The organism is Nocardioides luteus (genome assembly GCF_015752315.1).
In the GTDB taxonomy this organism is placed as follows: Bacteria; Actinomycetota; Actinomycetes; order Propionibacteriales; family Nocardioidaceae; genus Nocardioides.
In genome coordinates this window covers 1,766,106-1,785,307 of record NZ_JADOVJ010000001.1, presented here as the reverse complement: position 1 = coordinate 1,785,307, position 19,202 = coordinate 1,766,106, and the positions used below count along the sequence as shown (strand labels likewise).

The following is a 19,202-nucleotide window of genomic DNA, read 5'->3' as shown; positions in this document are numbered from 1 at the left end:
GTCAGTTCTCCTGATCGTCGGTAGGGGTGGGTCGCCGGTCCGGGCGCTGGGCCAGCAGCGGGAGGCTCGGGTCCCAGCGGGTCCCGTCGGCCTGGTCGCGCTTGCGCCGAGCGATGCCCGAGAGCGCCTCGAGGACGACCCGGTTGGCGAGGAACGAGGTGATGTCGGCGTGGTCGTAGGGCGGGGAGACCTCGACGACGTCGATGCCGACCACGGGCAGCTCGTAGGCGATCCGGCGGACCGAGTCGAGCAGCTGACGGGCGGTCAGGCCGCCCGGCTCCGGGGTGCCGGTGCCCGGGGCGTGCCCGGGGTCGCAGACGTCGATGTCGACGGAGAGGAAGACGCCGTCGCACTCGTCGGTGGCGATGGTGAAGGCCTCGGTGAGGCACTCCTCCAGGCCGCGGTGCACGATCTCGGTCATCTCGTAGGACCGCATGCCCTGCTCGGCCATCCAGTCCAGCGTCTCGGGCTCGGGCCAGTAGCCGCGCAGGCCCATCTGCAGGAACCGGTCGCCGCGCAGCGCACCGGACTCGATGAGCCGGCGCATCGGCTGGCCGTGGCCGATCAGCGAGCCGAACTCGATGTCCCCGGTGTCGGCGTGGGCGTCGAAGTGGATCATCGAGACCCGCCCCTGACCGAGGTGCTGGGCGACGCCGGCGGCGTCGGGCCAGGCGATCGTGTGGTCGCCGCCCAGCACGAGCGGGATGGCGCCGTTGCTCGTCACGGCGTGGACGGCCTCCTGCAGATCGCGCACCGAGCGCTCCGCGTCGCCGGAGAACATCTCCACGTCACCCGCGTCCAGCACCCGGAGGTCCTTCAGCGCGTCGACCCGCATCGCCAGCGAGGGCCTTGACCCGTCGTGGGCCAGGTAGCACGTCTGCCGGATGAACTGCGGGCCGAACCGGGTGCCCGACCGGTGCGACGTACCTCCGTCGAAGGGGGCACCGAGGATGACCACGTCGGCACCCTCGTACGTCGCGGGGTCGGCCCAGTCACACCGGTCGACACCGAGGAAGGTGATGTCGGGGCCGAACTGGGTTCCGTAGCGAGCCATGGCGTTCTTCTCTCTCGTTCGATTCTCTGGATTCGGCGGCGGCTTGTCGGTGGTGCTCAGTCCTCGGTCGGGTCGACGACGAGGAACCGCTCGCCCGGTCGGCGGGCGAGGTAGACGTAGTAGTACGCGAGGGCGGCGACGACGACGCCCACCGTGATCAGGATGTCGGTCCGCGCGGAGCCGGCCAGCGCGTAGCCGATCGCGCCGATCACGACCAGCGGCGGGAGCGGCCACAGCGGCATCCGCCAGCCCTCGGCGGCCGGGCGCTGACGACGGGCGCGGAGCGCGGCGATGGCGACGACGACGTACATCGTGGAGATGACCACCGAGGTGACACCGAGCAGCGCCTCGATCTCGACGGCACCGGCCAGGATGGCGCCGGGGATGCCGATGACGAGGGTGGCCAGCCACGGGGTGGCGTAGCGGGGGTGCAGCTTGGTGAGCACGGCGTTGACCGGCGTCGGCCAGGAGCGGTCACGGGCGGAGGCGTAGACGACGCGGGCGTTCTGCAGCACCATCACGATGACGGCGTTGAGGATCGCGATGGCGATCGCGACGTTGACGGCGACCGCGACACGCTCGCCGCCCCAGGCGGCGACCCACTGGGAGAAGTTGCCGGAGGCGAGGTCGCTGAGGTCGTCGACCGCGAGGACCGTGGTCACGGTCGGGGCCAGGATGACGAGGCCGCCCAGGCCGAGGGTCCAGAAGACCACGCGGGCGACGTTGCGGCGCGGGTCGACGATCTCCTCGGCGAGGTAGACGGTGGTGCCGAAGCCGCTGACCAGGAACGTGCTCACCGCGAGGCCGGAGATCAGGATCGCCAGGGTGAACGGCTCCAGGCCGTTCTCGCCGATGACGTGCGGGCTCACCAGCTCGCCGGGTCCGCGCTGGACGTGGCCGAGCCCGAGGACGACCACGACGACGGCGGCGATCATCTCGAGCGCGAGGAAGGTGCCGGTGACGACCGCGTTGGCCTTGATGTTGAGGATCGCGGTGGCGGTCGAGAGGAGCATCACGATCGCGCCGGTCGCGGCCCGCGGCAGCTCCACCAGGTCGGCGAGGTAGTCGGCGGTGCCGAGGGCGAAGATCGGCGGGATGAGCCAGAGCAGCACGCCTGCCAGGGAGAACGTCAGCCAGCCCATCGACTTGCCGAGGGTCTGGGTGACCATCGCGTACTCACCGCCGGAGCTGGCGGTGCGGGTGCCCAGCTCGGCGTAGCAGGCGGCGATCGCGACCGAGACCGCGAAGCCGGCCACGACGGCGAGCACCGCGCCGCTCCCCTGGGTCGCGAACAGCTCCGGGACGATGATGAACAGGCTCGAGGCGGGCGTGATGCACGAGAGCACCAGCAGAACCGCGGCACCGGGTCCGAGCACCCGCGCGAGCCGGCGTCGCTCGTGCGCCGGCGTCACCTCTTCCGGGCTCATCTGCATGGATTCGATCATCGCGGGTCTCCTTGGGATGAGGGTACAGCGAGTTTTGAACGCTGTACAAAACTTTGAACGGCATTCAAAGTGACCCAGATCACCGCTAGAGTCAAGGGGTGGGACCGAAGATTTCACCCAGCGAGCACGAGGAGACACTGTCGAGGTGACGCGCACACGCTCCAACAGACGCCTGGAACGACCGCGCGAGCAGGTGCTCGCGACAACGCTGGAGATGGTGGCCGAGGAGGGGCTCGCCAAGGTGACGATGGCCTCGCTCGCCGCCCGGCTCGGGACCAGCGGCGGCCATCTCCTCTACTACTTCGGCACCCGCAACGGCCTGCTCCTCGAGACCCTGCGCTGGAGCGAGAACGAGTACGCCGCCCAGCGGGCCCCGATCCTGGAGAAGGTCGAGAAGGACCGCTCAGGAGGCGTCGAGGCGCTGCTGTCCTTCGTCGACGTCTACCTCGCCCTCGACGAGCGCGACCCGCGCTGGCTCCTCTGGCTCGAGCTGTGGGCACGGGCGCCGTACGACGCCGAGCTCGCCGCGGCACAGCGGGCCATGGACGACGAATGGCACGCCGACCTGGTCCGGCTCTTCGCCGCCGCGCTCCCGGAGGTGCCCGACCGCGAAGCCGTCTCCGAGCGACTGCGGGCGATGTGGGACGGCTTCAGCATCGGCATCGTCACCGGCGGCGGCACCACGCTGCGCGAGCGCGCCTTCGAGCACACCCGCGCCGCCGTCGCCGGACACATCGCCGAAGACCGGGGGTAGCGGGCATGCCGATCGCCTCCTGGTTCCCCGAGGCGCAGCTGGGGATCTTCGTCCACTGGGGCATCTACAGCGTCGACGGCGTCGGCGAGTCCTGGTCGTTCTACGACGGCCGGGTCCCCTACGCCGACTACATGGCCCAGATCGAGCGCTTCACCGCCGCCGAGTTCGACGCCGACGCCTGGGCGGAGCTCTTCGAGCGGGCCGGGGCGACCTACGCCGTGCTCACCGCCAAGCACCACGACGGCGTCGCCCTCTACGACACCGAGGCCAACGACCTGTCGGTGGTCAAGCGGGCGCCGGCCGGCCGCGACCTCGTCGCCGAGTTCGTCGAGGCCGTACGCCGCCGGGGGCTCAAGGTCGGCATCTACTTCTCCCACCTCGACTGGACGCACCCGGACTACGCGACCGTGCGCCCGGCCGTGCAGCACCCCTCGGTCCAGGACAATCCCTACGCGGTCCCTCGCCCGGGCGCGGAGGAGCCCGAGCGCTGGGAGCGCTACCTGGAGTTCCACCGCACCCAGATCCGGGAGCTGGTGATCCGCTTCGCACCGGACCTGCTCTGGTTCGACGGCGAGTGGGAGCGCGACGAGCGGCAGTGGCGGATGCGCGAGCTGCGGGCCGAGCTGCGCGAGCTCGCGCCCGAGATGGTCGTCAACGGCCGGATGCTCGGCCACGGCGACTACGTGACGCCGGAGCAGGGCGTCCCGGTCGAGCCGCCGGAGGGTCCCTGGGAGCTGTGCCTGACGATCAACGACTCCTGGGGCTGGCAGCCGCAGGACGACAACCACAAGTCGCCGCGCCAGATCGTGCGCACCTTCGTCGAGACGATCGGCGGTGGCGGCAACCTGCTCCTCGACGTCGGCCCGCGCGAGGACGGCACGATCACGCCCGAGCAGACCGAGCGTCTCGAGGCGCTCGGCGACTGGATCGCCCGCCACTCCCCCGCGGTCCGCGGGATCCGCCGCGGTCTCCCGCACGGCCACTTCTACGGTCCGACCGCCGTCTCCGCGGACGGCCGGACCCTGTTCCTCTACGTCTTCGACCGGCCCAACGACTACGTCGTGGTCCGTGGCCTGCGCAACCGGGTCCTGAAGGCGTACGTCCTCGGGACCGGCGCCGAGCTCGACCATCAGCGCGTCGGCGGGCTCCACGAGGTCCCCGGCTGGGAGTACGTCTTCACCACCGACGACGACCTCGACCCGCTGTGCACCGTGATCGCGCTCGAGCTCGACGGCGAGGTGTCGGTGCACCGGCCCCACGAGGCCTGACTACTCGGGCGCCGTCTCCTCGAGGGGCGGCCTCTTCACGCCGGTCGGATCGAGCCGCTCGAGCATGGTGCCGGCGATCTCGGAGAGCTGGTCGACCTGCTCGGGACTCAGCGAGTCGAAGACGTACTCCCGCACGGCGTCGACGTGGCCGGGGGCCGAGGCGACCATCTTCTCGTGGCCGGCCTCGGTGAGACGTACGTTGGTCGCCCGGCGATCGCCCGGGCAGGCGAGTCGCTCGATGAGGCCACGGTCGGCCAGGCGCTTGACGACATTCGAGAGTCGCGGCAGCGTCGCGTTGGTGTAGCCGGCCAGCTCGGTCATCCGCAGCGTCCGACCGGGCGCCTCCGACAGCATGGCCAGCACGCCGTAGTCGAAGTGGGTCAGGCCGGCGTCGCGGCGCAGCTGGGAGTCGAGAGCACCCGGGAGCAGCTCGAGAACGGCGATCAGGCGCACCCATGCCGCCCGCTCCGCCGGCGACAGCCAGTTGCCCTCCACGCCCACGGAGTCTGCCGCAGAAACTTGCACGGAACAAACACCGGTCGCCTAGAGTTAGTTCAAGCAACAACTATTGGCCTGAGCCGCAGGAGACCGCCATGACCACCGCGCCCCAGAGCACGACCGCCGCCGCGGACGCCCGCCTCCCCCAGACGCATCCGTTCGCCCAGCACCTGCGCGCCGTCGAGGCTCGCGAGGCGGCCGACCCGCATCGCGTCTGGACCCCGGCGGACGGGCCGCTGCCGAGCCTCTACCTGTCCCACGGCGGCGGTCCGCTGCCGCTGCAGAGTCCCGAGTGGCTCGACCCGCTGCACGCCTGGGCGCGTTCGCTGCCGCGGCCGAAGGCCATCCTGGTGATCTCCGCGCACTGGGAGTCGGCGCCGCTCTCGATCAGCGCGACCCGCCCCGACGACCTGGTCTACGACTTCGGCGGCTTCGACCCGATCTACCACTCGCTGCGCTACGACACCCCGGACGCGAGCGAGCTCGCCCGCACCACCGCGGCGCTGATGCCCGACACCGAGACCGCTCACCAGCACACCCGCCGCGGCCTCGACCACGGCGCCTGGGTGCCGCTGAAGATCATGTACCCGGCCGCCGACATCCCGGTCGTGCAGCTCTCGCTGCCCACCGAGGACCCGGACAAGCTGCTCGCCCTCGGCGAGCGTCTGCGCCCGCTGCGCGAGGAGGGCGTGCTCGTGGTCGGCTCGGGCCACATGACCCACGGGCTCCCGTTCATCACCCGCGAGATGATGACCGAGAACAAGCCCGCCGGCTGGTCCGCCGACTTCGACACCTGGGCAGCCGAGGCCCTGGACCGCGGCGACGTCGCCGAGCTGGCCCGGTTCCGCACCGCCGCCCCCGGGATGCCGTACGCCCACCCGACCGTCGAGCACTTCACCCCGCTCTTCGTCACCCTGGGTGCGGCCACGGACCCGACGGCTCCGGTCACCACGACCCTGGACGGCTACGGGCTCGGGCTCTCCCGGCGCTCGTTCCAGGCAGCCTGAGCCGCGTCGCGCAGCTGCACCGACAGCACCGGCGCCAGCGGCATCCGGGCGAGCAGCAGCGCCTGGTAGGCGTGGTAGACGTCGGGCTTGCCGTGCCAGATCACGTGCGAGGGACGGTTGTGCTCGTCTAGCTCGTGGTGCCAACTACCGAGTTCGCGGTCGATCAGGTGGGCCTCGATGTAGTCCTCGAACCGCTGACGCCACTCGTCGTAGACCGCCTCGCCCGTGCGGGTGTGCAGGGCGCCGGCCGTGGCCAGCGCCTCCGCGGCCACCCAGTGCAGCCGCAGCCGGGTGACCGGGGTGCCGTCCCACGAGGTGGTGTAGACGAAGCCGGTCTCGCCGTCGGCGGACCAACCGACCTCGATCGCGCGCTCGAAGAGCGCCCGGGCGTCCTCGACCAGCCATGCCGGCGCGTCCGCCACGGTCGCGTCGAGGTGCAGCAGCAGCCGCGACCACTCCAGCAGATGGCCGGGCGTGCAGCCGTAGGGACGGAACGGGTCACCGGGACGGTCCGCGTTGTAGTCGAGCAGCGGCGACCAGTCCAGGTCGAAGTGCTCGGGCAGGTCATAGCCGTGCGCGCGGGCCACACCGTGGATCAGGTGCTCGGCGATCGCCAGCGCCCGCCGGTGCCACGCGGCATCGCCGGTGACGTCACCGGCGGCCAGGAGCGCCTCCACCGTGTGCATGCTGGAGTTGGCCCCGCGATACGCCTCCCCCGAGCGAAGATCACGCTCGAGGCTGTCGATCACCCGGCCGGAGTCGTCGAGGAAGTGCTGCTGCAGCACGCCCAGCGCCTCGTCGAGCAGCGCGTCCGCCCCGGGCACACCTGCCGCGACGCCGCTGCTCGCGGCCAGGACGACGAAGGCATGGGCGTAGGCCTCCTTGAGGGTGCCGACCGGCTCGCCCTCCCCGGACACCGAGGCGTACCAGCCGCCGAACTCGTCGTCGCGCAGGGCGCCGTTCAACGCGCGGACGCCGTGCTCGGCCAGCTCGACCGCCGTGCCGCCCGGGAGATCCCCTCGCAGGTGGGCGAGCGCGAAGACGTGGGTCATCCGGGCGGTGATCCAGGTGTGCACCGGCTCGGCCGGGTCCGGGCGGCCGGACTCGTCCAGCCACCAGAACCCGGCGGGCGAGGCCGCCGATGCCCGGGCGAACCCGGCCAGCCGGCGGCACTCGGCATCCGGGTCGATCATCGGCCGATCATCCCTTGACCGACCCCGCCATCAGCCCGCCGACGAAGTAGCGGCCCAGCAGGATGTAGATGATCAGCGTCGGGACGGACGCGATCAGAGCGCCCGCCATGCTGGCGGAGTAGTCCTGCAGCTGACCGCTCGCCAGGAAGTTGAGCGCGATCGTGACCGGCCCGTTGCGCGAGGTCGAGAAGAACAGCGCGAACAGGTAGTCGTTCCAGGCCGAGGTGAACTGCCACATCAGCACCACCACGAACGCCGGCGCCGAGATCGGCAGGATGATCGAGGCGTACGTCCGGAGCATGCCGGCACCGTCGACCCGAGCGGCCTCGACGAGCTCGACCGGGACCCCGGCGTAGTAGTTGCGGAAGATCAGCGTGGTGATCGGCAGGCCGTAGACCACGTGCAGCACGATCAGGCTCGGCACGCCGTTCGGGACGCCGAGGTTGCTCATCAGCTGGACCAGCGGCACCATCACGGCCTGGTAGGGGATGAACATCCCGAACAGGATCAGCGTGAAGACCACGTCGGCGCCCGGGAAACGCCACTTGGAGAGCACGAACCCGTTCATCGAGCCGAGCACCGAGGAGATGATCGAGGCCGGGATGACCATGGCGAACGTGCGCCCCAGGGCCGGCCCGAGCTGCTCCCAGGCGCGCGCCCAGCCCGCCGTCTCCCAGGACTCGGGAAGCTTCCAGGCGTTGGCGGGCGTCGCGTCGCCGAGCCCCTTGAAGCTGGTCACGAACAGGACGTACGCCGGGAGCAGGATGACCAGCGCGAAGAGGATCAGCAGGACGTACTTGACGGTGCGCCAGACACCGCGCGAGCGCTCGCCCGGGATCCTGGTCGCGACGGCTGCCGGGATGGCATCGGTGGTCATCGGCGACGCTCCTGACGGTAGGTGGAGACGAGGTAGGGGACGATCAGGATGGCCACGATGACGAGCAGGATCGTCCCGATGGCGGCCGACTTGGCGTAGTCGCCACGGGTGAACTCGATCCACATCTGGGTGGCGGGCACCTGAGTCGTGTAGTTCGTCTGGCCCGCGATCGCCATGATCAGGTCGAAGACCTTCAGCGACATGTGGCCGATGATGATGATCGCGGAGAGCGCGACCGGGCTCAGCTGCGGGAAGATGACGTGGCGGTAGAGCTGCCACTCCGAGGCGCCGTCCATCCGGGCCGCCTCGCGCAGCTCCTCGGGGATCCCGCGGAAGCCGGCCAGGAAGAGGGCCATCACGTAGCCGCTCAGCTGCCAGATGGCGGGGACGGCGATCGCCAGGATGCCCCACCGTTCGTCGGTCCACCACGGGTTCTGCAGGAAGTCGAGGTGGAGGGACCCGAAGAGCCGGTTCAGGCCGGAGGCGCGGTCACCCTCGGCGTTGTTGAGCAGCCAGCGCCACACCACACCGGAGGCGACGAACGAGACCGCCATCGGGAACAGGTAGATGGCCCGGAACAGCGACTCGCCGCGGGCCTTGCGCTCCAGCAGCCATGCCCACAGGAACCCCAGGCACAGGGTGCCGACGAGGAACGTCGCGGTGTAGAGCAGCAGGTTGCGCAGGGAGTAGATGAAGTCGTCGTCGGTGAACAGGTCGCGGTAGTTGTCCAGACCCGCGAAGCCCTGGGACGGACCGATGTGGTGGCGGTCCTGCAGGGAGGTGTGGATGTTGGACCCGATGAGGCCGTAGACGAAGACGCCGATGACGATGACGGTCGGCAGGATCAGGAGTACCGGGGCGACCCACCCGTGGCCGCCGATGCGGCCCCTCGCCCGTCTGGGTCGCCTGACGGCGCTGGGCACCGTGGAGGACATGTGTCCGTCCTTTCACAAAGGGCGGCCGAGGGGCTGCGACCCATGGGGGCAGCCGCAGTCCCTCGGCCCAGATGATGAATCGCTTACTCGGGCTTGTTGTCCTCGGCGGCCTCGACGAGGCCCTCCTGGAGCTCGGCGACATCGTTGTTGCTGCCGAACTTCGCGACCGCGGCGGTGACGTCGGTCAGCCAGTTGACCGAGGTCGCGGCACCGTGGGCGAGCGAGGAGACGATCTCGTCCTCGCCCCACGACTTGATCGCGGTCTGCTGGTACTCACCGAAGTCGGCGGTGTCGGCCGTGGTGCTGGCCGGGATCGAGCCCTTCGCCTTGTTGAAGGCGACCTGGCCCTCGTCGCTCGCGATGGTCTCGAGCCAGGCCTCGGTGCCGGCGGGGTTGGGGCCGTCGACGGGCATCGTGAACGAGTCGGCGAGGAAGTCGAAGACGCCGTCGGTGCCGGGGACCGGGACCGCGGTGTAGTCGGTGTTGAGCGTCTTCTTCTGCTCCTGGAAGGCCGCCTCGGCCCAGTCACCCATCACGTTGTACGCGGCCTGGCCGTCGATCACCAGCTGGGTCGCGTCCGGCCAGTCGAGACCCTGGCGGTCGGTGTTGGTCAGCGAGAGGAGCGTGCTGTAGTCCTCGAGCGCGGCCTCGACCTCGCTGCCGCCCCAGTCGGTCGTGCCGTCCCAGAGTCCGTTGTACGCCTCGGCGCCCAGATCGGCGAGGAGCACGGTCTCGAGCAGGTGGACCTGGGTCCAGTCGGTCGCGATCGAGAGCGGGATGATGCCCTTGGCCTTGATCTTCTTCAGGTCGGCGATCCAGGCGTCGAGCGAGTCGTAGGTCTTGTTGGCCTCGATGCCGGCCTTCTCGAGGACTGCCGGGTTGGCCCACATCACGTTGGCGCGGTGGATGTTCGAGGGGACGGAGTAGATGCCGCCGTCCTGGGTCAGCCGCTCGAGGAGGCCCTCGGGGAACTGCTCGTTCCAGCCCTTCTCCTCGTAGAGGTCGCTGAGGTCCTCGATCTGGCCGGCGTTGATGTAGTCGGTCAGCTCGGCACCCGCGTGCGCCTGGAAGGTGGCCGGGGGCTCACCGTTCTGCAGGCGGGACTGAAGCACGTTCTTCGCGTCGCTGCCGGCGCCACCGGCGACGGCCCCGTTGACGAACTTCAGGTCGGGGTTCTGCTCGTCGAACACCTTGACCAGGGCGTCGAGCCCGGCCTTCTCACTACCCTCGGCCCACCAGGTGAAGACCTCCACCTCGTCGGTGCTGCCGCTCTCGCTGTCGCTCCCGCAAGCGGAGACCGCCAGCAGGCTCAGGGCGGCCAGGCCGGCGGCCAGGGCCTTACGCGTTGCGTTCATCTTTGTCCTCCGGTTGCGCGACCGCCACGTCGGTGTGATCTGGGTTACTCGCGGTCGCGTGCCGGGACAACGTACGCCTCTCCATTCTGTCGAGTCAACGCATAACGCGGGACGTTTTCAACCTGAGATCTGTCGCAAATCGACATAATCACCTACAGTCACGGCATGACCTCTCCGGAGTCGCGGCTGCGCGCCACCAATCGATCCCAGGTTCTTGACCTCCTGGGACGGTCGGCGCCGGTCAGCCGCGCCGAGCTCGCCCAGCGCACCGGGCTCTCCCGCAGCACCGTGTCGAGCATCGTCCAGGAGCTGCTCGCCTCCGAGCAGATCGTCGAGACCACCGGCCCCGGCCTGGCCCGTGGCGGCGGCCGCCCGCCCTCGCTGCTCACCATCAGCGGCGCCCCCGGCACCCTCGTCGGCGTCGACATCGGCCATCGCCACGTCCGCGTCGCGGTCGCCGACCTCGCCACGAAACCGCTGGTCGAGCGGGAGATCCGGCTCGACGTCGACAACTCCGCCGTCGAGACCATCGATCGTGCCGCGGCCCTCGTGCGCGACTGCCTGGCCGAGGCCGGCGTCGACCCGAGGAACGACCGGGTCCTCGGCGTCGGGATGGGCATCCCCGGACCCGTCGATCCGCACAGCGGCATCGTGGTCTCCCCCATCCTGGGCAACTGGATGGACCTGGCCCCGGGCGAGGAGCTCGCCCGCCGCATCGGCCTGCCCGTCCAGATCGAGAACGACGCCAACCTCGGCGCCCTCGCCGAGATCGAGTACGGCGCCGCGCGCGACGTCGACGACGTCATCTACGTCAAGGCCTCCAGCGGCATCGGCGCCGGGCTGGTCCTCGCCGGCAAGCTCTACCGGGGCATCACCGGGATCGCCGGCGAGATCGGCCACGTACGTTTCGAGGACAACGGCCCGATCTGCCGGTGCGGCAACCGCGGCTGCCTGGAGAAGGCGTTCGGCGGCGCCCGGCTGGTCGAGCTGCTGCAACCGGCCTACGACGAGACGCTCAGCGTCGAGCGGCTGCTCGAGCTCGCCCAGGAGGGCGACATCCGGGTCAACCGGATCCTCGATGACGCCGGCCGTGCCGTCGGCCGGGTGCTCGCCGACCTCTGCAACCACCTCAACCCGGCCCTGATCGTGGTGGGCGACACGATGCGCCACTCGGAGTCGTTCGTCCTCGGGATCAAGGACTCCATCGACCGCTTCACCCAGCCCGACACCGCCGCCGCCCTCGACGTCGTCCCGAGCGAGCTCGGCGACAAGGCGGGCGTCATGGGGGCCCTGGTGATCGCCGGCTCGGTCACTCCGGCGCCGGATTCGGGAACAATATGAGCGAGCGCTCAGTTCAGCGCCACATGACCTCACTGTTCTCGCCGCTGAGCCTGGGTTCGACGACCCTCCCCAACCGCGTCCTGATGGCGCCGCTGACCCGGATGCGCGCCAGCCGACCGGGCGACGTACCCAACCCGTTGATGGCCGACTACTACCGCCAGCGTTCCTCGGCGGGGCTGATCGTCTCCGAGGGCACGCAGATCTCGCCGCAGGGCAAGGGCTACATGGACACCCCGGGCATCTACTCGGCCGAGCAGGTCGAGGGGTGGCGCCACGTCACCGACACCGTCCACCAGGCGGGCGGCCGGATCGCGGCGCAGCTGTGGCACACCGGTCGGGTCTCCCACGAGTCGTTCCACGACGGCGACCTCCCGGTCAGCGCCTCCGCGCTCCCCTACCGCAACCGCACGACCGTACGCGGCGAGGACGGCACCCCGAACCGGGTCAACTGCCCCACGCCCCGTGCCCTGGAGACCTCCGAGATCGCGGATCTGCTCGACGACTACCGTCGCGCCACGCGCAACGCCCGTGAGGCCGGCTTCGACCTCGTCGAGATCCACGCCGCCCACGGCTACCTGCTCCACCAGTTCGCCAGCGCGAGCAGCAACGAGCGCACCGACTCCTACGGCGGCTCCCTGGAGAATCGCGCCCGGCTCACGCTCGAGGTGCTCGACGCGGTCATCGCCGAGTGGGACGCCGAGCACGTCGCCATCCGGATCTCCCCGATCGGCTCCTTCAACGGTCTCGAGGACCCGGAGGGTGCCGAGATGGGCCTCTACCTCGCGGCCGAGATCAGCAAGCGCGGCATCGCGTTCCTGCATCTGTCCGAGCCCGACTGGGCCGGCGGCCCGGAGCTGACCGACGACTACCGCAAGCAGCTGCGCGCCGCCCACCCCGGCCCGATCGTGGCCGCCGGCGCCTACACCCCGGAGAAGGCCGCCCGCCTGCTCGAGGCCGACCTGATCGACGCGGCCGCCTTCGGACGCACCTTCATCGCGAACCCGGACCTGCCCCGGCGCCTGGAGGAGAGCCTGCCTCTCAACGAGCCCGACCTGTCGACCTTCTACGGCGGCGGCGAGGCCGGCTACACCGACTATCCCGAGTGGACCGCCTGAGTTCACCCGTCCCTCACCTGAACCCGCACGGCGGAGGACATTCCTCTGGAATCGTTCTCCGCCATGCGGGTTCTCGCGACATGTGCCCTGTCCCTCGCGCTGTTCGGCAGCGCACTCACCGCGCTCTCGGCGGCTCAGGCCGCCGCCCCGCCCACCGGTGACCCGGTGGCGCTCGTCGACCCGCTGATCGGATCGTCGAACGGCGGCAACACCTACCCCGGAGCGGTACGTCCCTTCGGGATGATCTCCTTCAGCCCGACCTCGACCGCAGGCGACCAGACCAACACCGCCGCGTCGAACGGCTACTCCTACGACACCACCCGGCTGCGTGGCTTCTCGCTGACCCACGTCAACGGCGCCGGCTGTCACCCGGGCGCGGCCGGCGACGTGCCGATCTTCCCGCACACCGGTGAGATGACCGGGTCGCCGACCGCAGACGTGACGGATGCGACGTACGCCTCGAGCTTCAGCCACGCCGACGAGCTGGCCGAGCCGGGGCACTACCGGCTGGGACTGGCCAACGGGGCCGAGGTCGACACCGCGGTGACGACCCGGGCGGCGGTCAGCGACCTGACCTTCCCGGCCGACAAGCCGGCGAACCTCCTCTTCCGCACCTCCAACTCGCTCAACGGCAGCGAGACCGCGGTGACGCGGATCGACGAGGCGAGGCGGACGGTGAGCGGCTCGGTGCTCACCGGCGCGTTCTGCGGCCGGCGCGGCAACGGCGGCGGGAGCAACAAGCGCTCCTACTACCGCCTCTACTTCACCGCGCAGTTCGACCGCGCATTCACCGGCCACGGCACCTGGGTCAACGGCGAGCTCCAGCCGGGCAGCACCGAGGCGCGCGGAGGCGAGGGCTACGAGACCGGCGCGGCCCGGCAGGGACAGGGCTCGGGCGGCTATGTCTCCTTCGACCCCAGCCGAGACCGGAGCGTGCGGATGCGGATCGGGATCTCCTACACCAGCCAGGCGGCGGCCGAGGCCAACCTCGACGCCGAGATCGGCCGGCGCGACACCGTCTCGACGGTCGCCTCGGACGCTCGTGCGGAGTGGCGCAGGGCGCTCTCCTCGATCGAGGTCGCCGGCGGCACCACGGCGGAGCGGACCGCGTTCTACACCGGGCTCTACCACTCCTACCTGCAGCCCAACGTGATCTCCGACGTGGCCGGCACCTACTGGGGCAGCGACCAGGAGGTGCACCGGATCGAGCGCGGCCAGCAGGCGCAGTACGGCAACTTCTCCGGCTGGGACCAGTACCGCGCCCACACGCAGCTGCTGGCCCTCCTGGAGCCGCGCGTGGCCGGCGACCTCGCCCGCTCGCTGCACGCCTACTCCCGCCAGCACGGCGGCGTCTGGGACCGCTGGGTCCACCTGAGCGGCTGGACCCACGTGATGACCGGCGACCCCTCTGCCCCGACCCTGGCCGGGTTCTACGCCCTGGGCGTCCGCAACTTCGACGTCGCCGGCGCCTACGAGTCGCTCGTCCGCCAGGCGACGGTGCCGCACCCCGACGGCCTGTCCAGCTATGGCTGTCCCGGGCAGTGCATCGGCCAGCGGCCGAACCTGGCCGACTACCTCGCCAAGGGGTACGCGCCTCAGGACACCTGCCGCTGCTGGGGTGGCGCCGCGGAGACCCTCGAGGACGCCGTCGCCGACTACTCGCTCGCCGACTGGGGCCGCCGCCTCGGCGCCTCCTCGGCCGAGACCGACGCGCTGATGGAACGGGCCGGCTGGTGGCGACACACCTTCAACCCCGCGGCCACCGATCCCGCCGCCGATCCCGCCACGAGGACCGTCGGCTACCAGCAGGCCCGCAATGGCGACGGGAGCTGGGTCGCCGGCTTCACCCCGTCGACACAGACCGGCTTCGCGCAAGGGAGCAGCGCGACGTACACCTGGATGGTGCCGCACGACGTCGCCCGCCTGGCCGAGGCCGTCGGCGGACGCGAGCGGGCGATCCAGCGACTCGACGCGTTCTTCCACAAGGCCGACGGCTCCTGGCAGTACACCGGCGGCGACGCGCTGCGCTACGACCCGACCAACGAGCCCGGCATCCACGTGCCGTGGATGTACAACGCCCTCGGCGCTCCCTGGAAGACCCAGGAGACGGTCCGCGCGATGGCATCGCTGGCCTATGGGACCGGACCGCGTGGCCTGCCCGGCAACGACGACCTCGGCACCATGTCGGCCTGGTACGTCTTCTCGACGATGGGCATCTACCCGCAGGACCCCGCCCGCGCCGAGATGCTGATCTCCAGCCCGGTCTTCGAGCGGGTCACCATCCACCGCGGCAACGGTGTCGACATCGTCATCGAGTCACCGCAGGCGAGCGCGGAGAACGTCTACGTCCGGTCGGTCACCCTCGACGGCGCCCCACGCACCCGGTCGTGGCTTCCCGAGTCGGTGATGAACCGCGGCGGCACCGTACGTATCGACGTCGGCGCCCAGCCCAACCGGGCCTGGGGCACCGCCGAGGCCGACCTGCCGGTCTACCGCACCACCGGCGCATAGACCGGTCAGCGACGTCGTTCTCCCGTCGTTCTCCCGTCGTTCCCCGTCGTCTCAGCCGGACACGTCCAGCTCGTACTCGTGAGCTCGGCGGTGCTCACGGAAGCCGAGCCTCTCGTTGACGGCGAGCATGTGGGTGTTGTCGTCGGCGTTGTCGGTCTCGATCGCGCCGATCCCGGGGTGGTCCTCGCGCAGCCGCCGGACCATGGCGGCCTTCAACCACAGGCCCAGCCCGTGCCCGCGGTGCTCGGGCACCACCACGGTGTCGTACTGCAGCGCCAGCTGTTCCTCGCCCGCTCGGATGACGACCTCGGTGAACCCGGCCATGACGTCGCCGTCGAGGGCGGCGACCGTGAGCAGGGTGTCGCCGCGATCAGCCAGCACCCGGGCCATGGCGCGGACCCGGTCGGCGTCCCAGCGCTGCTCGCCGTAGCTCATCTCACCGGTGGGCATGTCGTTCATCGCGTTCTTGGCGGTGGCGAACGTGCCCGCCAGGTCGTCGGGCACGGTCCCTTCCCAGGACTCGAGCCGGTAGCCGGCCGGGTTGTCGTCCGCCGCGCTGTCGTCCACCTCGGACAGGTCCAGCAGCAGGTGCCGCAGGGTCAGGACGCGGCGGAAGCTCCTCGCGGCGCAGAAGGCGGTGCCCGGCTCGATGTCGGCGACGCTGGTGATCAGGCTGCGCCGGTCCTCCACGCGGGCAGCGAAGACCACCTGCGCCAGCAACTGCGAGCCGACCCCTCGGCGGCGCCACTCGGGGTGCACGTGCAGCTCCAGCTCGGCCAGATGCTCCTGCCCGGGGCGGGTGAACAGCCGCAGGGCCGCGACACCCACGACCGTGCCGTCCGCCTCGGTCGCCAACCAGAACAGCCGGCGACTGTCCAACCCGGCCGTGGTGAGCTGGGCATGCACCTGCTTCGGCGTCGGTGGCGGTTGGCCGGGCAGATCGTGCGCCAGCGACGCGGCCAGGACCGCGTGCCAGGACAGTGCCTGCTCGGCGGACATCCAGGACAGCGCGTGGATGTGGACGGGGTGAGGCACGGTGGTTCCTTCGATGCTCGACATGGCATCACGCTAGATCGGCATGGTGCCGGGCGAATCAGGAAGGACGACCTGATTGCCGACTCGATTCGGCCACGGCTATCAGTCGTCTGGGTCTAACCTGGCGCCCGTGCTGCACGGGAGAGAGTCCGAGATCGAGGCCGTCACCCGATTGCTGGACTCCGCCCGCGACGGTGTGAGTGGCGCGCTCGTGATCCGCGGCGAGCCGGGCATCGGCAAGACCGCGCTGCTGGACGAGATCGCCTCCCGCAGCGACATGCCGGTGCTGCGCGGACTCGGGATCGAGTCGGAGGCCGAGCTCCCCTTCAGCAGCCTCCACCTGCTGTTCCACCCCGTCCTGGCCGAGCACCTGCCCGCCTTGCCCGAACCCCAGCGGCAGGCGCTCGAAGGCGCGTTCGGGCTGGCCGCGGGCCCACCGGCCGACCGGATGCTGGTGGGCCTGGCCGTCCTGACCCTGCTGTCCTGCATCGCCGAACGGACTCCGGTGCTCTGCATCATCGACGACGCACAGTGGCTGGACCGGCCCTCTGCCGAGGCGCTGCTGTTCGCCGCTCGCCGGCTCGGGGCCGAGGACGTGGTCATGCTGTTCGGTGTCCGCACCGGTGACGTGCCCTTCCCCGCGCCCGGCCTGCCCGACCTGCACCTGACCGGGCTCTCGGTCGAGGCGGCGGCTGCTCTGGTCGACGAGCACGACGGCGATCTGGCGCCCGAGGTGCGGGGGCGCGTGCTGGCCGAGGCGGGCGGCAATCCGCTCGCACTGATGGAGCTCCCGGCCGCATTGCGCACAGCCGACACGACCGGCGTGCTGCCGCTCACCAGCCGTCTGCAGCTGGCCTTCCACGCCCAGGCGCTCCGGCTGTCCGGCCCGACGAGGGCGTTGCTGCTGGTCGCCGCGGCGGACGACACCGGCGACCTCGCGGTCGTTCTCAGCGCCGCGGCGGACCTCGGTGCGGATGTCGAGCACCTGGCCCCGGCCGAGCAGGCAGGGCTCATCCACGTGACCGGGCAGCATCTCACCTTCCGCCACCCGCTGGTGCGCGCCGCCGTCTACCAGGGCGCACCGCTCGACCAGCGGCTACGGGCACACCGGGCGCTCGCGACGGCCGTGGCGGAACCGGATCGGCGTGCCTGGCACCTGGCCTCCGCGGCCACGAGTCCCGACGCCCACGTCGCCGCGGAGCTGGCCCGAACCGCGGCGCTCGCTCTGACTCGCAAGGGCTACGCCGCCGCGGCGGCCGCCTACGAGCGCGCCTCGCAGCTGGCCGAGGACGCCGACCAGCGCACGCTGCTGCTGGCCGGCGCGGCCGAGGCGGCGATGGAGGCCGGTCAGCTCACCCGAGCCCAGACCCTGGCCGAACGGGCACTCCCCCGCGTACAGCTTCCGAGCACCCGTCTGACGCTGGTCCGGGTGCTCGCCACCGCGGCGGTGAGCCGCGGCGACCTGCACGAGGCACATGCACTCCTGCTGGCCGAAGCCGCCCGGCGCGCCGAGGACGATCCGCGCGAGGCGGTCGCCGTCATGGTGGAGGTCCTGCAGACGACCTGGTTCGCCAACGACAGCAGGCTCGCCACGGCCGACTCCGCCCAGCTCGACCGGCTCCGACTGCCCGAGGACGATCCCGCCTGGCCGGTGCTGACATTGCAGCGATGGCTGACCGCACTGACGCTCGACAGGGCCACCGAGCGCCCGCCGGACCTCCCCAAGGTGATCGCCCGAGCCGCGGAGTCCCGCGCCGACGAGGTCAGGGACCTGCTCATCACCAGCGGCGTCGCGCTCATGGGTGGCCTGGACCAGCAGGCGCTGGAGCTGGCCACGCTGGTCTCCGCCGAGGCCCGCGCGCAGGGGCGGGTGGGGGTGCTGCCCTCCGCCCTCTACTACGCGACGGCCGCCCAGACCTTCCTCGGTCGGTACCGCGACGCGATGGCTACCGCTGCCGAGGCGCTCGACATCGCCGAGACCACCGGGCAGGACCACTGGGCCAGCGTCGCCGCCGGCACCCAGGCCTACCTGCTGGCCATCCGGGGCGACGAGGACAACTGCCGTCGGCTCGCCAGCCAGGCACTCGCGCATGCCGGAGGGGCGCACCGGGCGACGTGGGCGCTGGGCATGCTGGAGCTGGGGTACGGCAGAGCGCAGGAGGCGCTCGACCAGCTGATGACCCTCTATCACGACAACGCACAGCATCTGCTGCCCGTCGAACGCAGCCTGCCCGACCTCGTGGAGGCGGCGGTACGGCTGGGTGACCACGACCTCGCCGCAGAGGCACTGGCCCGGTTCGAGCCCTTGGCCCGGCGAGCGCCCGAACCGGCGATCGAGGCCGTCGTGCACCGCTGCCGTGCCCTCCTGACCCCCGGCGACGACGCCTTCCACCGCGCGCTGACGATCCACGAGCGCGACAGCCGCGGATTCGAGCACGCCCGTACCCGGCTGCTGTACGGGGAATGGCTCCGCCGCACCCGCCGGAAGGCCGAGGCGCGCGAACAGCTCGCCGCGGCGCTGGAGACCTTCGACGACATCGGCGCCCGCCCGTGGGCCGACCGCGCCCACAGCGAGCTGGTCGCAGGCGGTGCCGCCACGACGACCCGGCGAGATCCGGGCGTGCTGGCCCTGCTCACGCCGCAGGAGCTGCAGGTCGTGACGCTCGCGGCCCAGGGGTTGTCCAACCGGGACATCGCAGCCCAGATGTTCCTCAGCCCACGGACGGTCGGCCACCACCTCTACCGTGCCTACCCCAAGCTGGGCGTCGCCTCCCGCGGAGAGCTCGCTGCAGTCGTGCAGAAGTCGAGTTAAGT

The 19,202-nt window shown here is 71.0% G+C and carries 15 protein-coding genes; 7 read left to right on the top strand and 8 right to left on the bottom strand.

The window, feature by feature from the left end:
* Position 1: 1 nt before the first annotated feature.
* On the bottom strand, positions 2–1,054 hold the full coding sequence (gene speB, locus HD557_RS08565; protein WP_196873568.1) for an agmatinase: 1,053 nt from the start codon (positions 1,052–1,054) through the stop codon (positions 2–4).
* A 56-nt stretch (positions 1,055–1,110) separates the two neighbouring features.
* Positions 1,111–2,499: an APC family permease gene (locus HD557_RS08560; RefSeq protein WP_196873567.1), complete on the bottom strand. Its 1,389-nt coding sequence runs from the start codon at positions 2,497–2,499 to the stop codon at positions 1,111–1,113.
* Between the two features lie 145 nt (positions 2,500–2,644).
* Here HD557_RS08560 and HD557_RS08555 point away from each other — a divergent pair, with 145 nt between their 5' ends.
* Both HD557_RS08555 and HD557_RS08550 read left to right on the top strand, forming a co-directional pair.
* Positions 2,645–3,253: a TetR/AcrR family transcriptional regulator gene (locus tag HD557_RS08555; RefSeq protein ID WP_196873566.1), complete on the top strand. Its 609-nt coding sequence runs from the start codon at positions 2,645–2,647 to the stop codon at positions 3,251–3,253.
* Positions 3,254–3,258: 5 nt separating this feature from the next.
* A complete protein-coding gene (locus tag HD557_RS08550) occupies positions 3,259–4,521 on the top strand; it encodes an alpha-L-fucosidase (protein ID WP_196873565.1) in 1,263 nt (420 codons plus the stop codon).
* On the opposite strand, the gene HD557_RS08545 is transcribed toward HD557_RS08550, so the two are convergent.
* A complete protein-coding gene (locus HD557_RS08545) occupies positions 4,522–5,016 on the bottom strand; it encodes a MarR family winged helix-turn-helix transcriptional regulator (protein WP_307785567.1) in 495 nt (164 codons plus the stop codon).
* A gap of 98 nt (positions 5,017–5,114) precedes the next feature.
* Between HD557_RS08545 and HD557_RS08540 the strand changes: the two genes are divergently transcribed.
* Positions 5,115–6,026 carry a dioxygenase family protein gene (locus tag HD557_RS08540; RefSeq protein WP_196873564.1) on the top strand — a complete coding sequence of 304 codons (912 nt, stop codon included), beginning with the start codon at positions 5,115–5,117 and terminating at the stop codon, positions 6,024–6,026.
* On the opposite strand, the gene HD557_RS08535 is transcribed toward HD557_RS08540, so the two are convergent.
* The 4 genes from HD557_RS08535 to HD557_RS08520 form a co-directional block, all read right to left on the bottom strand.
* The gene (locus HD557_RS08535; protein WP_196873563.1) at positions 5,984–7,219 is read right to left on the bottom strand and encodes an AGE family epimerase/isomerase; all 1,236 of its coding nucleotides are present in this window, start codon (positions 7,217–7,219) and stop codon (positions 5,984–5,986) included. The genes HD557_RS08540 and HD557_RS08535 overlap by 43 nt on opposite strands.
* Before the next feature lie 7 nt (positions 7,220–7,226).
* On the bottom strand, positions 7,227–8,096 hold the full coding sequence (locus tag HD557_RS08530; protein WP_008357680.1) for a carbohydrate ABC transporter permease: 870 nt from the start codon (positions 8,094–8,096) through the stop codon (positions 7,227–7,229).
* Positions 8,093–9,031 (bottom strand): carbohydrate ABC transporter permease, encoded by a 939-nt coding sequence (locus HD557_RS08525; protein WP_008357682.1) that lies wholly within the window; start codon positions 9,029–9,031, stop codon positions 8,093–8,095. Before HD557_RS08525 ends, HD557_RS08530 begins: the two co-directional genes overlap by 4 nt.
* Positions 9,032–9,114: 83 nt before the next feature.
* The gene (locus HD557_RS08520) at positions 9,115–10,386 is read right to left on the bottom strand and encodes an ABC transporter substrate-binding protein (protein ID WP_008357684.1); all 1,272 of its coding nucleotides are present in this window, start codon (positions 10,384–10,386) and stop codon (positions 9,115–9,117) included.
* A 165-nt stretch (positions 10,387–10,551) separates the two neighbouring features.
* Here HD557_RS08520 and HD557_RS08515 point away from each other — a divergent pair, with 165 nt between their 5' ends.
* The 3 genes from HD557_RS08515 (at position 10,552) to HD557_RS08505 (ending at position 15,353) form a co-directional block, all read left to right on the top strand.
* On the top strand, positions 10,552–11,727 hold the full coding sequence (locus HD557_RS08515; RefSeq protein WP_008357686.1) for an ROK family transcriptional regulator: 1,176 nt from the start codon (positions 10,552–10,554) through the stop codon (positions 11,725–11,727).
* A gap of 23 nt (positions 11,728–11,750) precedes the next feature.
* Entirely contained in the window at positions 11,751–12,842 is a 1,092-nt protein-coding gene (gene nemA / locus HD557_RS08510; protein ID WP_196873562.1) for an N-ethylmaleimide reductase, read from the top strand.
* A 63-nt stretch (positions 12,843–12,905) separates the two neighbouring features.
* Entirely contained in the window at positions 12,906–15,353 is a 2,448-nt protein-coding gene (locus HD557_RS08505) for a GH92 family glycosyl hydrolase (RefSeq protein ID WP_196873561.1), read from the top strand.
* Between the two features lie 51 nt (positions 15,354–15,404).
* On the opposite strand, the gene HD557_RS08500 is transcribed toward HD557_RS08505, so the two are convergent.
* On the bottom strand, positions 15,405–16,412 hold the full coding sequence (locus HD557_RS08500) for a GNAT family N-acetyltransferase (protein WP_196873560.1): 1,008 nt from the start codon (positions 16,410–16,412) through the stop codon (positions 15,405–15,407).
* Between the two features lie 106 nt (positions 16,413–16,518).
* Here HD557_RS08500 and HD557_RS08495 point away from each other — a divergent pair, with 106 nt between their 5' ends.
* The gene (locus HD557_RS08495) at positions 16,519–19,200 is read left to right on the top strand and encodes a helix-turn-helix transcriptional regulator (RefSeq protein ID WP_307785566.1); all 2,682 of its coding nucleotides are present in this window, start codon (positions 16,519–16,521) and stop codon (positions 19,198–19,200) included.
* Positions 19,201–19,202 lie beyond the last annotated feature (2 nt).